13 protein-coding genes and 1 riboswitch are annotated in these 16,287 nt (G+C 70.9%); of the genes, 6 read left to right on the forward strand and 7 right to left on the reverse strand.

Going from position 1 to position 16,287, the window contains the following annotated elements; translation table 11 throughout:
• Positions 1–18: 18 nt before the first annotated feature.
• From CIK71_RS07585 to CIK71_RS07595, 3 genes are all read right to left on the reverse strand, one after another.
• On the reverse strand, positions 19–942 hold the full coding sequence (locus tag CIK71_RS07585) for a carbohydrate ABC transporter permease (RefSeq protein ID WP_096164594.1): 924 nt from the start codon (positions 940–942) through the stop codon (positions 19–21).
• Entirely contained in the window at positions 935–1,873 is a 939-nt protein-coding gene (locus CIK71_RS07590) for a carbohydrate ABC transporter permease (RefSeq protein WP_096164595.1), read from the reverse strand. Before CIK71_RS07590 ends, CIK71_RS07585 begins: the two co-directional genes overlap by 8 nt.
• A gap of 87 nt (positions 1,874–1,960) precedes the next feature.
• Positions 1,961–3,265: an ABC transporter substrate-binding protein gene (locus tag CIK71_RS07595; RefSeq protein ID WP_096164596.1), complete on the reverse strand. Its 1,305-nt coding sequence runs from the start codon at positions 3,263–3,265 to the stop codon at positions 1,961–1,963.
• Between the two features lie 618 nt (positions 3,266–3,883).
• Between CIK71_RS07595 and CIK71_RS07600 the strand changes: the two genes are divergently transcribed.
• From CIK71_RS07600 to CIK71_RS07620, 5 genes are all read left to right on the forward strand, one after another.
• On the forward strand, positions 3,884–5,197 hold the full coding sequence (locus tag CIK71_RS07600; RefSeq protein ID WP_241963926.1) for an ABC transporter substrate-binding protein: 1,314 nt from the start codon (positions 3,884–3,886) through the stop codon (positions 5,195–5,197).
• A 71-nt stretch (positions 5,198–5,268) separates the two neighbouring features.
• Positions 5,269–6,564, forward strand: coding sequence for an ABC transporter substrate-binding protein (locus CIK71_RS07605; RefSeq protein ID WP_096164598.1), 1,296 nt, complete (start codon positions 5,269–5,271; stop codon positions 6,562–6,564).
• Positions 6,561–8,693, forward strand: a complete 2,133-nt coding sequence (locus CIK71_RS07610) for a hypothetical protein (protein ID WP_096164599.1) — start codon at positions 6,561–6,563, stop codon at positions 8,691–8,693. The genes CIK71_RS07605 and CIK71_RS07610 overlap by 4 nt, the downstream gene beginning before the upstream one ends.
• Before the next feature lie 162 nt (positions 8,694–8,855).
• Positions 8,856–10,526 (forward strand): HNH endonuclease, encoded by a 1,671-nt coding sequence (locus tag CIK71_RS07615; RefSeq protein WP_141393701.1) that lies wholly within the window; start codon positions 8,856–8,858, stop codon positions 10,524–10,526.
• A 177-nt stretch (positions 10,527–10,703) separates the two neighbouring features.
• On the forward strand, positions 10,704–11,711 hold the full coding sequence (locus CIK71_RS07620; RefSeq protein ID WP_096164601.1) for an NAD-dependent protein deacetylase: 1,008 nt from the start codon (positions 10,704–10,706) through the stop codon (positions 11,709–11,711).
• Here CIK71_RS07620 and moeB read toward each other — a convergent pair.
• The 4 genes from moeB to thiO form a co-directional block, all read right to left on the reverse strand.
• Positions 11,708–12,907, reverse strand: a complete 1,200-nt coding sequence (gene moeB / locus CIK71_RS07625) for a molybdopterin-synthase adenylyltransferase MoeB (RefSeq protein WP_245857389.1) — start codon at positions 12,905–12,907, stop codon at positions 11,708–11,710. The two genes, CIK71_RS07620 and moeB, sit on opposite strands and share 4 nt — an antisense overlap.
• On the reverse strand, positions 12,901–13,731 hold the full coding sequence (locus tag CIK71_RS07630; protein WP_096164867.1) for a thiazole synthase: 831 nt from the start codon (positions 13,729–13,731) through the stop codon (positions 12,901–12,903). The genes moeB and CIK71_RS07630 overlap by 7 nt, the downstream gene beginning before the upstream one ends.
• A gap of 86 nt (positions 13,732–13,817) precedes the next feature.
• Positions 13,818–14,066: a sulfur carrier protein ThiS gene (gene thiS / locus CIK71_RS07635; RefSeq protein ID WP_096164602.1), complete on the reverse strand. Its 249-nt coding sequence runs from the start codon at positions 14,064–14,066 to the stop codon at positions 13,818–13,820.
• Positions 14,063–15,289 carry a glycine oxidase ThiO gene (gene thiO, locus CIK71_RS07640; protein WP_096164868.1) on the reverse strand — a complete coding sequence of 409 codons (1,227 nt, stop codon included), beginning with the start codon at positions 15,287–15,289 and terminating at the stop codon, positions 14,063–14,065. Before thiO ends, thiS begins: the two co-directional genes overlap by 4 nt.
• A riboswitch (TPP riboswitch) is annotated at positions 15,284–15,390 on the reverse strand. It overlaps the preceding gene by 6 nt.
• Before the next feature lie 75 nt (positions 15,391–15,465).
• Here thiO and thiE point away from each other — a divergent pair.
• Positions 15,466–16,266, forward strand: coding sequence for a thiamine phosphate synthase (gene thiE / locus CIK71_RS07645; RefSeq protein ID WP_096164603.1), 801 nt, complete (start codon positions 15,466–15,468; stop codon positions 16,264–16,266).
• Positions 16,267–16,287: the final 21 nt, after the last annotated feature.

The following is a 16,287-nucleotide window of genomic DNA, read 5'->3' on the forward strand; positions in this document are numbered from 1 at the left end:
CGTCGGCCGCCCTGGCGGCTACTTGATGCCGGTGGTGGCGAATCCCTTGACGAGGAATCGCTGACCGAACAGGAACACCAGGAACAGCGGGATCAGGGAGACGACCGACATGGCGAACATGGCTCCCCAGTCGGAGGAGCCCTGGGTGTCCAGGAACGACTTCAGGGCCAGCGGCACCGTGAAGTTCTCCGGGGTGGTCAGGTAGATGAGGGAGCCGAAGAAGTCGTTCCACATCCACATGAACGTGAAGATCGTGGTGGTCGCGAGCGCCGGGAGCATGAGCGGCAGGATCACCTGGAAGAAGATGCGGAAATGACCGCAGCCGTCGATGCGTGCCGCTTCGTCGAGCTCCCGGGGGATGCCGCGGATGAACTGGACCATGAGGAACACGAAGAAGGCATCCGTGGCCAGGAACTTCGGCAGGATCAGGGGGAGCATGGTGTTCACCCAGCCGGTCTGGCTGAAGATGATGTACTGCGGCACGATCACCACGTGGATCGGGAGCATCAGCGTCATGAGCATGATCGCGAAGGCGATGTTCCGGCCCCAGAACTTCAGCCGCGCGAAGGCATAGGCCGTCAGCGAGCACGCGATGAGGTTGCCGATCACGCAGCCCAGCACCAGCAGCGTGGAGTTCATCAGGTAGTGCGAGAACGGCTGCGCGAGGGATTCCCAGCCGCGCGCATAGTTCGAGAAGTCCAGGCTGATCGGGAACAGGCTCGGGTTGCGGAAGATCTCCTCATTGGGTCGCAGCGAGGAGACCACCATCCACAGCAGCGGATAGATCATCACGACCGACGCGATGATCATGATCGCGTGCCGCACTCCGCGGCGCACGAGACGCCGGGGGCGAGGCTTCGGGGTTGCGGGCGAGGCGCCCTGGCCTCCGGTGCCGGCACCGGAGGCATCGGCGGGGATCGGCCGGCTCTGAAGATCAGTCATCGTAGAACACCCAGAACTTGGAGACGAAGAAGTTGATGGCGGTGAAGATCGCCACGATGATCAGCAGCAGCCAGGCCATCGCGGACGCGTAACCCATGTCGAACTGGGTGAAGCCCTTCTGGTACAGGTACAGCGTGTAGAACATCGTCGAATCCGACGGTCCGCCGGTGCCGCCCGAGACCACGAAGGCCTGGGTGAACGACTGGAACGCATTGATGACCTGCAGCACCACGTTGAAGAAGATGATCGGCGTGAGCAGCGGGATCGTGATCCGGAAGAACTGCGCGACCTTCGAGGCACCGTCCACGGACGCGGCCTCGTAGTACATTTCGGGGATCTGCCGCAGGCCCGCCAGGAAGATGATCATCGGGGACCCGAAGGTCCACACGTGCAGCAGGATGATCGTGCTGAGCGCGGTATCCGGGTTGGAGACCCAGCCCGGCAGGTTCTCGAAGCCGATCATCCCGGCGACCTGGTTGATCAGACCGTTCGCGCCGAACATCTGGCGCCACAGGATCGCGATGGCCACCGAACCGCCCAGCAGCGAGGGCAGGTAGAAGATCGAGCGGTAGAAGGCCAGGCCCTTGATGCCCTGGTTCAGCACCACCGCGAGCAGCAGCGCCATGACCAGCTGCAGCGGGGTCCCCACGAACACGTAGATGAAGGTGACGACCAGCGAGTTGTGCAGGCGGGTATCGGAGATCATCTCCTTGATGTTCGCCAGGCCCACGAACTCCGGCGGAGCCAGCAGGCTGTAGTCGGTGAACGCGAGCACGAACGACGCGACCATCGGGATCAGCGTGATGCCCAGCAGCCCCACCAGCCAGGGCAGCATGAACACCAGCGCCGGTTTGTTGTCGGGATGCTTCTCCTTCGCACCGCCCTTCTTGCGGTTGGACACCATCTGTGTCAGTTCGCCGACAGCGCTCATCGGTCACTTCCCTTCATCGATCCGCCGGAGGTCCCTGCCGGGAGGGGACTGCTCCCCTCCCGGCAGGGCACTGCGGCACGGGTTGTCTCAGCCAAGTGCGGAGGTGAGGTCGTCGAGCAGACGCTGCCCGGCCTCCTCCGGCGTCAGGGTGCCGAAGAGCATGTCCTCGCCGGCGCGGGTGAGGATGTCCTCGAACTGCCCGCCGCCCTGCGGGGTGATCTCGGGCGGATCGCCGAGCTCGCTCTCGATGGACTCCAGGAAGTCCACGGCCTTCTTGTTGGGTTCGTCGAGGTCCGGCACGATCGCCTCGCGCACCGTCATGTTGCCCGGCACGCCGCGCTCGACGGAGAGGATCTTGCCGGCGTCCGGCGAGTTCACGAGGAAGTCCACGAACGCGACCGCGGCCTCGGGGTCCGACGCCTTCGCGGAGACCGCCCAGTACATGGACGCCTTGTACCAGAGCTGGGCCGCGGCGGCGGAGCCCTCCATGGACGGCGGGCGCAGCACGACGACGCCCTCGGGGACGAGTCCGTCATGCGCGACGACCTGGTTGGACCACGCGACCGTCATGGCGACCTTGCCGGTGGCGAACAGCGACTGGTCCATCGCCTGCGCGGCATCCTCGACCGAGACGCTGGCGTCGGGCCCGGCGCCGCTGTCCTGGATCTTCTTGGACCACTCGAACCAGCTCGTGGCGGTCTTCGCGTCGAAGCCGGCGGCGCCGTCCTTGTACTGGTCCTGGCCGGCCTGGCGCACGTACACCTGGAACAGGCCCTGGATGGAGCCCATCTGGGTCATGCCGTAGGTGCCCTTGTCGGTGTTCTCGGAGATCTTCACCGCGGTGTCGATGAGGTCGTCCCAGGTCCAGGTGGTGTCGTCGGGGATGCCGACCCCCGCGTCCTCGAAGACGACCGGGTTGATCAGGAACGCGAAGGCGTTCAGCCCGGCGTTGATCGCGGCGAGGCCGACGTCGGGCAGCTCGCCCACCTCGACCGAGCCGGGCACGAAGTCGTCGGTGGTCAGACCGGCCCCGGCGAGGTCCAGCAGCGCGCCGCGGCCGCCGTACTCGGCCAGGTACTTCTCGTCCATCTGGACGATGTCGGGGAAGTCGCCGCCGGCGGTCTGGGTGGCGAGCTTGTCCCAGTAGCCGCTCCACTCGCCGGGCTCGAGGTTGATGGTGACGGCGTCGTCGACCTCCTTGTAGGCCTCGACCACCTTCTTCGTGTTCTCGTCACGGGTGGGGTTGCCCCACCAGGCGAGGCGGAGCGTCGCGGCGCCGTCCTCGCCGCCGCCTCCCCCGGAGCCGCCGGAGGCATTGGGACCGCAGGCCGCGAGGCCGGCGAGACCGGGGACGGCGAGGCCGAGGGCGAGGGCTCTACGTCGAGTGAACATCAGATCTCCTGTGATCGTCGCGGCGCCGACAGGCGGGGCGAGATGGTCTCCGGGTGACCACCGTGGTCGCCCCGGTCGGGGTGATGCTCGGGCGGGAACTCCGTCGTCCCACCCGATATGGCGCGGACCGCGCAGCAGCACGATCCGGAGGACTATGACGAGTGAAAGGTTTCAATCCTCTCCTCGGGCCATCCGACGTTCAAGCGCTCGCGGCTGCGGCGATTCATCCGGGGACGACTCACCCCAGGAAAGCGCTTGACGAGCCTCTTGTCAACCCGGCATCGTCACGCACGGATCACGATCGACCGAGCCCCGGTCCGCCTGTCGCCCCTTCTGTCGATCTCCTGCTGCTCCTTCCGCCCGACGCGCACCCGAACCCCTTGTCCAGACGTCGAGCTCCGATTAGTGTGCGTCCATAACTTAGTGGGAGTCCTCCCGTCCGTCACGAGCGTCGTCGCTCGTGACCAGGACGAACACCGAACACCTGACACCGGACCCGCAATGGCGCGCCCCGTCGCCACGCCTGCCTGGACGCACCTCCCTGCACAGCGCTCCATGCTCCCCACCCACACCGACGCCCCTGCCCGACCATCGCGTCGGACGGCCCTGGAAGGATCGATGATGATCACCCGTCGCAGCACCCTCACCCTGCTCGCCGCCGCCGGCTCCCTGCCCGCCCTGGCCGCGTGCGGGCCCAACGCCTCACCCGGCGGTGAGGACGGGGACGGCAGCACCGTCCGGATCTACTGGTGGGGCGGGGACCTGCGCAATACGCTCACCCGCGATGCGCTGGACCTGTTCGCGCAGTCGCACGAGGACATCACCGTCACCCCCGAGTACAGCGAATGGACCGGGTACTGGGACAAGCTCGCCACCCAGTTCGCCGGCGGCGACGCGCCCCAGGTGCTGCAGATGGACGAGGCCTACATCGACTCCTACGGGACCCGCTCCTCCCTGCTCGACCTCGAGACCGTCTCCGACGTGCTCGATCTCGGAGCGATGGACGAAGCCGTGCTCGACACCGGGCGTCTGGCCGACGGCACGCTCGTGGGGGCGCCGCTCGGGGTCGGGATCTTCTCCGTCGGCGTGAATCCCACCCTCCTCGAGCAGGCCGGGCTCGACATGCCTGACGACACCGGTTGGACCTGGGACGACTTCGCCGAGATCACCGGTGCGGTGAGCGCCTGGGCGAAGGAGGAGGGCGAGGACGTCGTCGGGCTCGACTTCTTCGGCACCAGCGCAGCCGAGCTCGGCGCCTGGGCGCGTCAGAGCGGTGAACAGCTGTTCCCGCGCGAGGACGAGACCCTGATCAGCGCCGACACGATCACCGCCTACCTCGAGTACGCGCTCGCACTGGTCGACTCCGGTGCGGCCGTGGGCCCCTCCGAGCAGATCGAGGACTTCGCCGCCGGCGTCGAGCAGGGCCGCTTCGGCAACAACCGCGCAGCCTTCCACTTCCAGTTCCACACCCAGGTGCAGACCTTCCAGGAGGCCTCCGGCTCGCCCCTGAAGCTCCTGCGGCTGCCGGCCCTCACCAGCGGAGACCCGCAGATGGTCAACAAGGCGTCGATGTACTGGTCGATCGCGGCGAACGCTCCGGACCCCGAGGCCGCGGCGACGCTCGTCGACTTCCTGCTGCGCGATCCCGAGGCGGCGAAGGTGCTGAAGATCGAGCGCGGGGTGACAGCCTTCCCCGAACTGCAGTCCGAGATCGAGACGGTGCTCGACGAGAACGAGATGGTCTCCCTCGACTTCGCCCGGGACATGCAGGCCGAGGTGGTGCGTCCGCCGCTGGTCACCCCTGCCTCCGGGGTCGGGTTCGGCGACGAGCTCTCCCGCCTCAGCGAGGAGTCGCTGTTCGGCACGCGTCCCCCGGCGGACGTCGCCGAGGAGATCCTCACCGTCCTGACCGGAATGCAGCCCGAGATCTGAGCCTGACCAGACCCGACCAGACCAGACCAGACGCAGCCCGCCCCCGCACTGCCCCGCCCCGAGGAGACCCCATGACCTTGTCCCGACGCACGGCCCTCACCGCGGTGCCGCTCAGCGCGCTCGCCGCAGGCACGCTCGCGTCCTGCGGGCCCAACGCCTCCGGCGGCGGGTCCGACGAGGGCCAGGACACGCTGCGGTTCTCCTGGTGGGGGAACCCCGAACGAGCCGCGACCACTCAGGAAGTGATCGATCTGTTCGTCCAGAAGCATGAGGGCCTCGAGATCAGCGCCGAGCCCGGCGACATCTCCGGATACTTCGACAAGCTCGCCACGTCCGTCGCCGCCGGGGACGAACCCGACGTGATCACCATGGGCGGCGCCTACCCCGCCGAGTACGCGGCGCGCGACGTCCTGCTGGATCTGAGCACCGTGGAGGACGTTCTCGATCTCTCCGCGATGGACGATGCGGCGCTGTCCAGCGGCCAGGTCGGAGGCACCCAGGTCGCCGTCACCACCGGCATCAACGCTCCCGGCATGGTCGTGAACCGCGCGGTGCTGGAGGCCGCGGGCATCGAGCTGCCGGACACCGAGACCTGGGACTGGGACGACTTCGCCGAGGCCGCACAGGCGGTCAGCGAGAACACGCCCGACGGCACCTTCGGCTCCGGGACGGTCTTCTCCCACGACTCCATCGACCTCTGGGCCCGCCAGCACGGTCAGATCCTCTACACCGAGGACGGCGAGATCGGGGTGGACGTCGCGACCGTGCAGGCGTTCTTCGAATACTCGAAGCTCCTGGTGGACACCAACGCCTCCCCGGGAGCGGATCAGCTGGTCGAGCTCACCGACGTCGGCCCCGAGCAGACCCTGATCGGGCGCGGGCTCGCCGCGTTCATGCTCACCTGGTCCAGCTCTCTGACCGCACTGTCCGAGGCCTCCGGAGAAGAGCTCGAGATCGTGAAGGTCCCCGGCGAGTCCACCGAGACCGGGGTGTGGCTCCAGCCCTCGCAGCTCTACACGATCTCCGCCCGCACCGGCTCCCCCGAGAATGCGGCGACCTTCGTGAACTTCCTGATCAACGACCCCGAGGCGGCGAAGCTGATCCTCACCGATCGTGGGGTGCCGGCGGTCGAGTCGGTGCGCCAGGCGATCCTTCCCGAGCTCGGCGAGACGGCTCGGCGAGAGGTCGAGTACATCTCCGATCTCGGCGAGATGGACCTCAAGCCCACGTGGGTCGGCCCGGCGGGCTCCACGGCCGTCGAGGAGATCACGCCCCGGCACCAGAACGACGTGCTGTTCGGCTCCGCCTCGTCGAAGGAGGCGGCGCAGGCCTGGCACACCGAGGCCGTCGCGGCCGTCGCCGGATGAGCGCGCGGATCGACCGGCGCGCGGTCGTCTCGCGTCATGATCCGCGCCTGACGTGGGCCGACGATGCGATCCTGTCCGTCGGCAATGGGCGCTTCGCCGTCGGCGTGGACCGTACCGGGACGCAGACCTTCGCCGGTCCCGGCAGCGACGAGGAGCGGCTCAACACACTGGCCGAATGGGGCTGGCACACGATGCCCGGCGAGCCGCCAGCACCGTGGGAGAGCCTGCTGCGCTCCTACTCCTCACCGCGCGGGCCGGTGCCGTACCTCGATCTGCCCGGGGGCACCGAGAGCCCCTCGCCCGGTGCCGCCTGGTTCCGGGAGAACCCGCACAAGGTCTCCTTGATGCGCTTCGCGCTCGTGGACCGGGACGGCGGAGCCCGTCCGTCGGCCGCGGAGATCACCGGGGCGACGCAGCACCTGGACCTGTGGAGCGGGACGATCCGTTCGTCCTTCCGGTACCGCGGGCGGGCCTGCACGGTGATCACGTCGGCCGATCCCGAGCGTGACGCAATCGCGCTCCGCGTCGAGGCGCCGGGTCTCGATCTGGCCCTGAGCTTTCCGTATGGGTCGACCGGCTGGGAGCGCGCCGCGAGCTGGGAGGAGCCCGATGCGCACAGCACGCGCTGCGAGGGCGGGCGGATCCGTCGGCGGCTCGATGACCTGGCCTATGACGTCCTCGTCCACGGTGCGACGGCGGAGCAGACCGACGCGCACGAGGTGCGACTGCGGGCCAGCGGCACGGGCGACGCGGCTGGCACCGGGCACGGAGCGTCCGCACCGCTCAGGATCGGGGAGTCCGCACCGCGCGACGGCGTGCTCGACGTGGTGCTCGAGCTGGTGCCCCGCGAGGTGCCCGCCCTCCCCCTGCCCGGCCGCGCCGAGGGCGCCGAGGGCGCCGTGAGCGCCGAGAGCGGCGCGGGCATCCGGGCGCGGTCAGCCCGCTTCTGGGCAGAGCACTGGGAGTCCACCGGTGTGCTCGACCTGGGCCAGGCCACGGATCCGCGGGCTCACGAGCTGGAGCGTCGGGCCGTTCTCTCGCGCTACATCCAGCGGGTGCATGCGGCCGGGACCCTCCCTCCGGCGGAGACCGGTCTGCTCGCGAATTCGTGGCGCGGGAAGTTCCACCTGGAGATGCATTGGTGGCACGCCGCGCATTTCGCCCTGTGGGGTGATGCGGCGTCCCTGCGACGCAGTCTGGACTTCTATGTCTCGGCGCTGCCATCGGCCCGGGAGACGGCCCGGCGCCAGGGCTGCCGGGGCGCACGCTGGCCCAAGCAGATCGGCCCTGACCTCCACGACTCCCCGAGCGACATCGGGCCGTTCCTGCTGTGGCAGCAGCCCCATCCGATCCACCTGGCGGAGCTGCTGCGCCGTGCAGATCCCGCAGCTGCGTTGGATCCGACCCTGGTCGAGGTCGTCGAGCAGAGCGCTCTGTGCCTGGTGGACCTGCTGCGGCCCGACGGCGAGCGCCTCGGTCTCGGCGCTCCGCTCATCGGAGCCCAGGAGCGGCACGTCGAGGACCGTTCGCGCCTGCAGGACCCCGCCTTCGAACTCGCCTACGTGGCCTGGGCGCTGCGCGTGGCCGACCGCTGGCGCAGCCGTCGTGATGCCCGGGACGCCGGGGAGCTGACGACGATCGCCCGGAGGATCTATTCGCCGCTGCGGGCCGATGGGGTGCTCTCGACGTTCCGAGCGGACCCCGCGATGGAACGCTCCGATCATCCGTCCCACCTGCTCGCCTACGGAATGGTGCCGCCCACCGGGACGATCCCTGCCGCCGCGGCGAGCGCCGCGCTGGACGACGCTCTGGCCGAGTGGGACTGGGATTCGACCTGGGGATGGGACTATCCCGCGCTCGCGATGACAGCCGCTCGGCTGCGTCGGCCGGAGACCGCGGTCGACGCCCTGCTGATGCCCACCGTGAAGAACCGCTGCGATGGTGCCGGGCACTTCCCTCAGCGCCCTGGCCTGCCCGCCTATCTGCCGGCGAACGGGGGCACGCTCATCGCGCTCGCCCTGATGGCCGCCGGGGAGGACGACGGCCCGGTCTCTCCTGGTCTGCCTCGCACGTGGGGCGCGCGGCACGAGGGCATTCTGCCGCTGCCCGGGCCGTTGACGGAGCTCTGAGCCCCGAGCTCCCGACCTCCCGAGCTCGCCGAGCCTCCGAGCCCCGAGCCCCGAGCCCCGAGCCCCGAGCCCCGAGCCCGACCCTTCCTCCACAGAGGGTGGTTATCCCCGATCCCGGATCCGCGGTGTCCGGAGCGCTGCGGCCCGCGAATCATGGAGTGCATGAACCACTTCGCGCAGGGCACCGAGGCAGCGGCGGGCGATGACCCCGCCCGGCAGCTGCTCGACGCCGTGCGCACGAGCGGCCCGACGGCGCTGGCGGAGCTCTTGGGCGATCAGGGGTTCCTCCTGGTCGAACTGGCTACGCAGCCTTCCGGCCTCTTCTCCCCGGCTCCCGGCTCCTCGAGCCAGTACTCCGACGTGCTCCGGCGCCTGCACGAGCAGCGGGCCGCGATGGATGCCTTGGAGATGCGCTGCATCGTCGCTCTCGCAGACGCATTCCGGGAGGAGGACCGAGCCACGGCCGATGCCGATGCGGCGCAGGAGCCCGATGCGGTCGAAGCGCTCGAGGAGACGGAGCGTCGCGCCGAGCGCGCCGCGATTCGGGACGTCTCGATGAGAACGCGGCGATCGCCGGCGCTCGCCGGCCGCACTCTCTCGTCCGCCCGCCGCCTGGTCGAGTCGATGCCTGTGATGCTGCGCGCCGTGGCGAAGGGCCAGCTCAGCGAGGGCGCCGCCCGGTCCACCGCCGCCTCGGTCGCCGCCCTCACCCCTGCTCGTCGCGAGCAGGTCGATGCCCTCCTCGGAGATCGCCTCGCGCCGCTGGACGGCTGCGGCACCGAGCAGTGGCGCGGCGAGGTCGCAGCGGCCATCGCCGAGTCCGACCCCGAGGGCGAGGCCCGACGGCACGCGCATGCACGGCAGGGACGCAGCGTGAGCGTCCGCCGAGGTGAGCACGGGATGGCCGTGGTCTCCGCGCGGCTTCCCGCGATGGATGCGATGAAGATCCGCAAGCGCCTCTCGCTGGAGGCCGAGCGTCTCCGTGCGAGCGGGGACCGGCGCGGCCATCAGCAGATTCAAGCGGATTCCTTCGTCGCGTCGCTGCTCGGCCTGGAGGACGGCATCGACCGTACCGACCTTGACCTCGGCGTGATCATCACCGATCGGGCACTGCTGAACCCCGGGTGCGGGGACCTCGCGCAGATCGAGGGGTACGGGCCGATCACGGCTGAGGCGGTGCGCGCAGAGGTCGAAGACGGATTGCGCGCCCTCACGCACGGCGCCGAGGAGTCCTTGGGGACGGACACTGCTGCGGCCAAGCTCGCCCTGCGCCGGCTCTACACGCACCCCACCACCGGTGAGCTGGTCGCGGTGGAGTCCATCGGCCGAGTCTTCCCGAAGGCCCTGGCCCGTTTCATCCGCTGGCGGGACATGACCTGCCGCGGGCCGTTCTGCAATGCCCCGATCAGGCACGCCGACCACATCAAGCCCCACGCGGCCGGGGGCCACACCTGCCTCGACAACGGACAGGGGCTGTGCGCCTTCTGCAATGACAAGGAAGAGCAGACAGCGGCTGTCGAGCGCGAGCCCGACAGCTCCGGACATCGCGTGACCTGGACCAGTCGCACCGGCGCCACCCGGGAGACCGGGCCTGTCGCCCTCACCTCCCCACAGGTCGAGGCCGCGACAGTGGACCGGACGGCCGGTCCCGCCGCCGAACCCGCCACTTCACCCGCCGCCGAGCGGGCTCACGGCCACGCTGCTGATCAAGGCCACGATCAAGCGGACGACGGCGATCCGCCGCACGTCACTGATCCACCCGGCCAGCACGATGTGCCGCACGGAGACGACCCACACGGCGTCGACGAGCAGCTGCCCCGCGACAGCACGTGATGAGCAGGCAGCCAGTCAGGCAGCCAAGCAAGAAGACAGGCACCGGCTCGTCCGGCTGCCTTCAGCCAGCCCTGACGACGATCGCCCCCCTGCGTCATCGTGGCTCCTGACGCCCATTTCGCGGGGAGCCGAGTCGCAGCCCGCCACCACGCACCGCTGACCGCCTACGCTCGACCGATGAGCAGCAGCACGGAACGCGAGGCGGCCCGGGCCGGTCCGGCAGCGGACGTCGGCCGATGGTTCTCCTCCGCCACCAGCGCGCCCCTGGACGGCCCCGGCCCCACGCGCGGCGGCCCTCGCTCCCCCGCCTGGGGCCCGATGGCCGGCGCCGAGTACGGGCGTCAGAGCTCCGCGGATCAGCTCGCCGCCGGCGCTGACATCCTGCGTGATCGAGCCGTCGCCGTGCTGACCGGTGCGGGCATGTCCACCGCGTCCGGGCTGCCCGACTATCGCGGCCGGGACGCCGTTCCGCGCTCACCCATGACCTACCAGGAGTTCATGGGGCATGACCTGGCCAGGCGGCGCTACTGGGCCCGCTCGACCGTCGGCTGGGAGCAGTTCAACCGGGCCCGTCCCGGTCACGCCCACCTCGCGCTCGCCGCGCTCGGCGAGGAGCTGTTCACCCCGACCGCCGTGATCACCCAGAACGTCGACGGTCTGCACCAGGCGGCCGGGTCCGATCCCGTGCTGGACCTGCACGGTCGCCTGGACCGGGTGCGCTGCCAGCAGTGCGATGCGCTCTCCTCCCGATCGACGCTGCACGCGCGGATGCTGGCGATGAATCCTGGGCTCGCGGCGCGCCTCCCTGCGCTCGCGGCCGACGCCGCCCAGGCCCCCGACGGGGACGCCGAGGTGGATCGCACCAGCTCCTTCCGGTACCCGCCCTGCCCGCTGTGCGGCGGGATCCTCAAGCCCGACGTCGTGTTCTTCGGCGAATCCGCACGGCCCGAGATCGTCGCCGCCGCCTTCGACGCGCTGGAGCGGGCAGAGGTCCTGCTGGTGCTCGGGTCGAGCCTGACCGTGCAATCCGGGCTGCGTTTCGTGCGCGCGGCGGGGCGCCAGCACACACCGGTCGTGATCCTCAACGACGGTCCCACTCGCGCCGATCCGGATGCCACGCTGCGCTTGCACGGTCGCCTCGAGGTCGTGCTGGAGCGCTGGCGACAGACGACCGGACTCGGCTAGTCTGTCGGGCCCGACGACGTTCCCGGCCGGGCGGCCTGCCAGGCCGCGTACCCGCCGTCGAGATGACGGAGGTGGCCCTCTCGGCCGCTCCAGGCAGGGCGCAGGCGCTCGAGAGCCTGCGCTGAGCGCACCCCGCCCTGGCAGTACAGGACCACCTCGCCGCCGCCCACGCCGCCCGGCAGCACGTCCGCGCCACGGTCGAGCACCTCGCCGAGCGGAACCGTGAGCGCCCCGTCGATCGTGCCGGCAGCCGTCTCCCAGGGCTCGCGCACGTCGATCAGCGTGACGCCGGTGGACAGCAGGTGGTGCAGCGCCGGCACATCGAGGGTCTCGTCGGCCGTCGGACCACCCACCTGACAGGACGGATCCAGCGCTGCGGGCACCTCCACCCGCGTCGCCGGTCGCCGGGCGGGATCACGCTCGATGCGCAGCGTGCGCGTGGAGCTGGTGGCCTCGTCCCACAGCGCGAGCCGCCCCACGAGCGGTTCTCCCGTGCCCGTGACCAGCTGGATCACCTGGGAGGCCATGATCGTGCCGATCAGACCGGGCAGGGTGCCGAGCACCCCGGCCTCGGCGCACGAAGGGGCCTCCCCGGGGGCCGGCGGTTCGGGGAAGACGTCCCGGTAGTGGGCTCCCCGGCCTGGCCAGAACACGCTGACCTGGCCGTGGTGGCGCAGGATCGCTCCCCACACCACGGGCACGCCGGTGATCTCGCTGGCGTCGGCCACGAGGTAGCGGGTGAGGAAGTTGTCGGCCCCGTCGAGCACGAGGTCGTAGCCGCGCACGAGCTCGACGACGTTCTCGGCGCTCAGCCGCACCGGGTGGGTCTCGACATTGACCTCGGGATTGATCCGTTCCACGGCGGCGGCGGCCGAGTCGACCTTGGGGCGGCCGAGCACGTCGGTGCCGTGAATGACCTGGCGGTGCAGGTTGGACAGGTCCACGACGTCGTCGTCGACCACGCCGAGGGTGCCGATGCCGGCGCCGGCCAGGTACTGCAGCGCCGGGGTGCCGAGACCGCCCGCGCCGATCACGAGCACCCGAGCGGCGCCCAGGCGGCGCTGACCCAGCGTGCCGATCGCCGCAAGGGTGATCTGGCGGCGGTAACGGTCGATCTGCGCGGCAGTCAGCTCCGGCCCGGGCTCGACCAGCGGCGGGAGGGTCGGGCCGGCCTGGTGGGTCTGCGGGGTCACCACGATTCGGCCTCCCGCCCGCTGCCCTCGCTCTGCTGGACCGGGTCGATGAGGCCGTCGAAGGCGGAGGAGGCCAGGGCCAGGCGGCGGCGCGGGATGCGTCCGGCTCCGGCGGCGGCGCGGCCCGCCCGCACTGCGAGATCCATGGCGCGGGCCATGGCCTCGGGGTCCTGCGCGCGGGTGACGGCGCTGGCCACGAGCACGGCGGAGCAGCCGAGCTCCATCGCGAGCGCGGCGTCGGAGGCGGTGCCGATCCCGGCGTCGAGCACGACCGGGACGTTCGCGCGCTCGCAGATCAGCTCGATGTTGTGGGGGTTCAGGATCCCCAGCCCGGTGCCGATCGGGCTGCCCAGCGGCATCACGGCGGCGGCGCCCGCGTCCTCGAGGCGCCGGGCGAGGGCGGGGTCATCGCTCGTGTACGGCAGCACGGTGAAGCCGCGGTGCACGAGCTCCTCGGTCGCCTCGAGCAGCTCGACCCCGTCGGGAAGGAGTGTCTCGTCATCGGCGATGACCTCGAGCTTCACCCAGTCGGTCTCGAGCGCCTCGCGAGCGAGCTCTGCGGTGAGCAGGGCATCGCGCACGCTGTAGCAGCCGGCGGTGTTGGGCAGCACGCGGATCCCGAGGCGGCGCACCATCTCGAACACGGAGCCACGGGTCTGTGTGGAGAAGCGCCGCATGGCCACGGTGGTCAGCGCGGTGCCAGACGCGACGAGGGCGCGCTCCAGTGCGGCGAGGTCCGTCGCGCCGCCGGTGCCCATGATCAGGCGCGAGGAGAGGGACTCCCCGGCGATGACCAGTGGATCGTCTGCGGGCGCCGCAGCGCCCATCCCGGCGCGATCGGCAGTGGTGCCGGCAGTCGTGCCGGCGGTGGTGCCGGTGCGGTTGTCAGTGGTGGTGTCGGTCTTGGTCATGGTCAGCCTCCCTGAACAGCGGTGACGATCTCGCAGCGCGCGCCGTCGGCGAGCGCAGTCGCCGACCATCGGCTGCGAGGGATGACGGCGTCGTCGAGAGCGACGGCCACTCCGAGCGGGCTGCCGTCGGCCGCACGACCGTCCTCGCCGACGCTCTGCCCCAGACGCGCGGCGACGAGGTCGCGCACGGTCCATCCGGAGGGCACCGACTGGTCCTCGGCATTGACGGTGAGGGGAATGATGCTGGTCATCGGGCTTCTTCCAGAGCAGGGACGGAGAACTCGGTGGTGGATGTGGTGCTGGAGGGGGCGGATGTGGTGCTGGAGGGGGCAGAGGCAGCGGCGGGGTCGTCGACGGCTCCGCGGGTGAAGCGGTGCGGGCGCACAGCATGCAGCAGCGCCGCCGTCGAGGGATCAGGCGGGATCTCGTCGATCAGGTCGGCGGTGCGCCGGGCGGCCCACGCCGACAGCAGGATCCCGTGCCGGTGGTAGCCGGTGGAGACGATCACGCGCTCGTCCCCCGGCACCGCGCCCAGCAGCGGGAGGTCGTCGGGCGTGCCGGGGCGGTCGCGCGTGGTGACCTCGATCAGCTCGGTCTCGCGCACGGCAGGAAGGATCTCCGCAGCATCCTGGAGCAGCTGGAGCACCCCGCCCGCGGAGGTGCCCGCCAGATCGTCCTCGCGGCTGGTCGCGCCGAGGACGAGCGTGCGGTCGGCGCGCGGCACGAGGTAGACGGGGCGTCCGCGGACGATCGCACGGACCGTGTGCGCCACCAGGTTCTCCTCCCCGGGCAGCAGCAGGGACGGCGGGACCCGCAGGCGCAGGATGTCGCCCCGCACCGGTCGCAGGTTCAGGTCCAGCGCACGATGCGGTCCGTCGATCGCAGGGACGCCGAGGCCCGCGGCGAGGACGATGCGGTCGGCGGACAGGTCGTCACAGCAGGTCACGGTCTCACAGCAGACCTCCACGGGCGGGCCGACGTGCTCCGCGGTCTCCGCCGTCAGCGCCGCGCGGACCGCAGCGGCGAGCAGCCTCGGGTCGACCTGATGGTCACGGGCGAGCAGCGTGCCTCCGGCGAGACCGCGTCGCAGCGCGCTCTCCTCGCGGTGCAGGGCCGCACCGGTCAGCTCGCGCACCTCGGCGCCGGTCGAGCGCTGCACGGCGGCGAGGTCCCGGAGGGCGGCGAAGTCCGCGGCGTCTCGGCCGACGACGAGCGTGGAGTCGTCGCGGTAGCCCGCGTCCGGGAGACGACGGGCCAGGTCACGATGCAGATCTCCCGCCTCGCGCATGATGTCCCACAAGGGGCCCTGGCCGTATTGGATCTCGGCGGCGGGGGCGAGCATCCCGGCGGCGGCGAAGCTCGCGCCCTCGGCGATCCCCTCGGACAGCAGCCGCACACGGTGGCCGCGACGGCGCAGCTCGAGAGCGGTGAGCAGGCCGACGATGCCCGCTCCGATGACGGTGACACGCTGCATGAGCGCATTCCTCCTGACGGCGGCATGATCCGCATCCAGTGCTGGTGGTCGGCGCGGCGCGCCCTCTCAGCCCGTCGTCTCGGGCTCCCACGGAACGCCCCGAGTCTACGCCGTGGGCGGACCGGAGCGCGGGACCCCGCAGCCATCGGGCCCAGCTCCTGTGGGACGCTTCTGCCATGAACCCCGATCTTCCCCCGGATACGTCGACCGACGCTCCGTCCGCGTCAGGCACTCCCCAGCCGGTCCAGCCGATTCCGCCGGCCCAGCCTGTCCCGCCGGTCCAACCAGTGCGCCGCCGCGTCGTGAGGGACGAGGCGGGAGATCGGCGTCGCAGCGCTCTCGCCGACGCGCGCCTGTACGTGTGCGTGGACCTCTCGCGGGGCCTGCCCGAGCTGCTCGACTTCGCCGAGGCGGCCTTCCGCGGGGGCGTCGACATCCTCCAGGTGCGGGACAAGCACGCCGAAGCACGCGCCGAGGTCGAAGCGCTGCGGGCGCTGCGTCCCGTCGCCGAGGCCCACGGCGCCCTGCTCGCCGCGAACGATCGGGCCGACGTCGCCGTGCTCGCCGGGGTCGACGTGCTCCATCTCGGTCAGGGCGATCTGACCACGGAGGATGCGCGCGCACTGGTGGGCCCGGAGGTCCTGGTGGGGCGCTCCACGCGCACGATCGAGCAGATGCGCGAGGCGGAGGCCGATCCCGGGATCGACTACTTCTGCACCGGCCCGGTGTGGGAGACGCCGACGAAGCCGGACCGGGCCGCCATCGGACTCGAGCTGCCGCGTGCCGCCGCCGAGCTGGCCTCGACCAGCCAGGCGCCGACGCCGTTCTTCGCGATCGGCGGGATCGACGTCGGCCGCGTCCCCGAGGTGCGCGAGGCAGGTGCCGAGCGGATCGTGGTGGTGCGCGCCGTGACCGCGGCGAGGGACCCCGAAGCCGCCGCGCGGGCTCTGCGGGACGCCCTGGTCCGGGAGGTCTGAGGCCCTGGGGCCGACGAGTCC

Source organism: Brachybacterium alimentarium (assembly GCF_002332425.1).
GTDB classification, from domain to species: domain Bacteria; phylum Actinomycetota; class Actinomycetes; order Actinomycetales; family Dermabacteraceae; genus Brachybacterium; species Brachybacterium alimentarium.

Coding starts and splice junctions, on each gene's coding strand:
- CIK71_RS07585 (WP_096164594.1), bottom strand. CDS start 942: ATGACTGATCTTCAGAGCCGGCCGATCCCCGCCGATGCCTCCGGTGCC.
- CIK71_RS07590 (WP_096164595.1), bottom strand. CDS start 1,873: ATGAGCGCTGTCGGCGAACTGACACAGATGGTGTCCAACCGCAAGAAG.
- CIK71_RS07595 (WP_096164596.1), bottom strand. CDS start 3,265: ATGTTCACTCGACGTAGAGCCCTCGCCCTCGGCCTCGCCGTCCCCGGT.
- CIK71_RS07600 (WP_241963926.1), top strand. CDS start 3,884: ATGATGATCACCCGTCGCAGCACCCTCACCCTGCTCGCCGCCGCCGGC.
- CIK71_RS07605 (WP_096164598.1), top strand. CDS start 5,269: ATGACCTTGTCCCGACGCACGGCCCTCACCGCGGTGCCGCTCAGCGCG.
- CIK71_RS07610 (WP_096164599.1), top strand. CDS start 6,561: ATGAGCGCGCGGATCGACCGGCGCGCGGTCGTCTCGCGTCATGATCCG.
- CIK71_RS07615 (WP_141393701.1), top strand. CDS start 8,856: ATGAACCACTTCGCGCAGGGCACCGAGGCAGCGGCGGGCGATGACCCC.
- CIK71_RS07620 (WP_096164601.1), top strand. CDS start 10,704: ATGAGCAGCAGCACGGAACGCGAGGCGGCCCGGGCCGGTCCGGCAGCG.
- CIK71_RS07630 (WP_096164867.1), bottom strand. CDS start 13,731: ATGGGCGCTGCGGCGCCCGCAGACGATCCACTGGTCATCGCCGGGGAG.
- thiS (WP_096164602.1), bottom strand. CDS start 14,066: ATGACCAGCATCATTCCCCTCACCGTCAATGCCGAGGACCAGTCGGTG.
- thiO (WP_096164868.1), bottom strand. CDS start 15,289: ATGCAGCGTGTCACCGTCATCGGAGCGGGCATCGTCGGCCTGCTCACC.
- thiE (WP_096164603.1), top strand. CDS start 15,466: ATGAACCCCGATCTTCCCCCGGATACGTCGACCGACGCTCCGTCCGCG.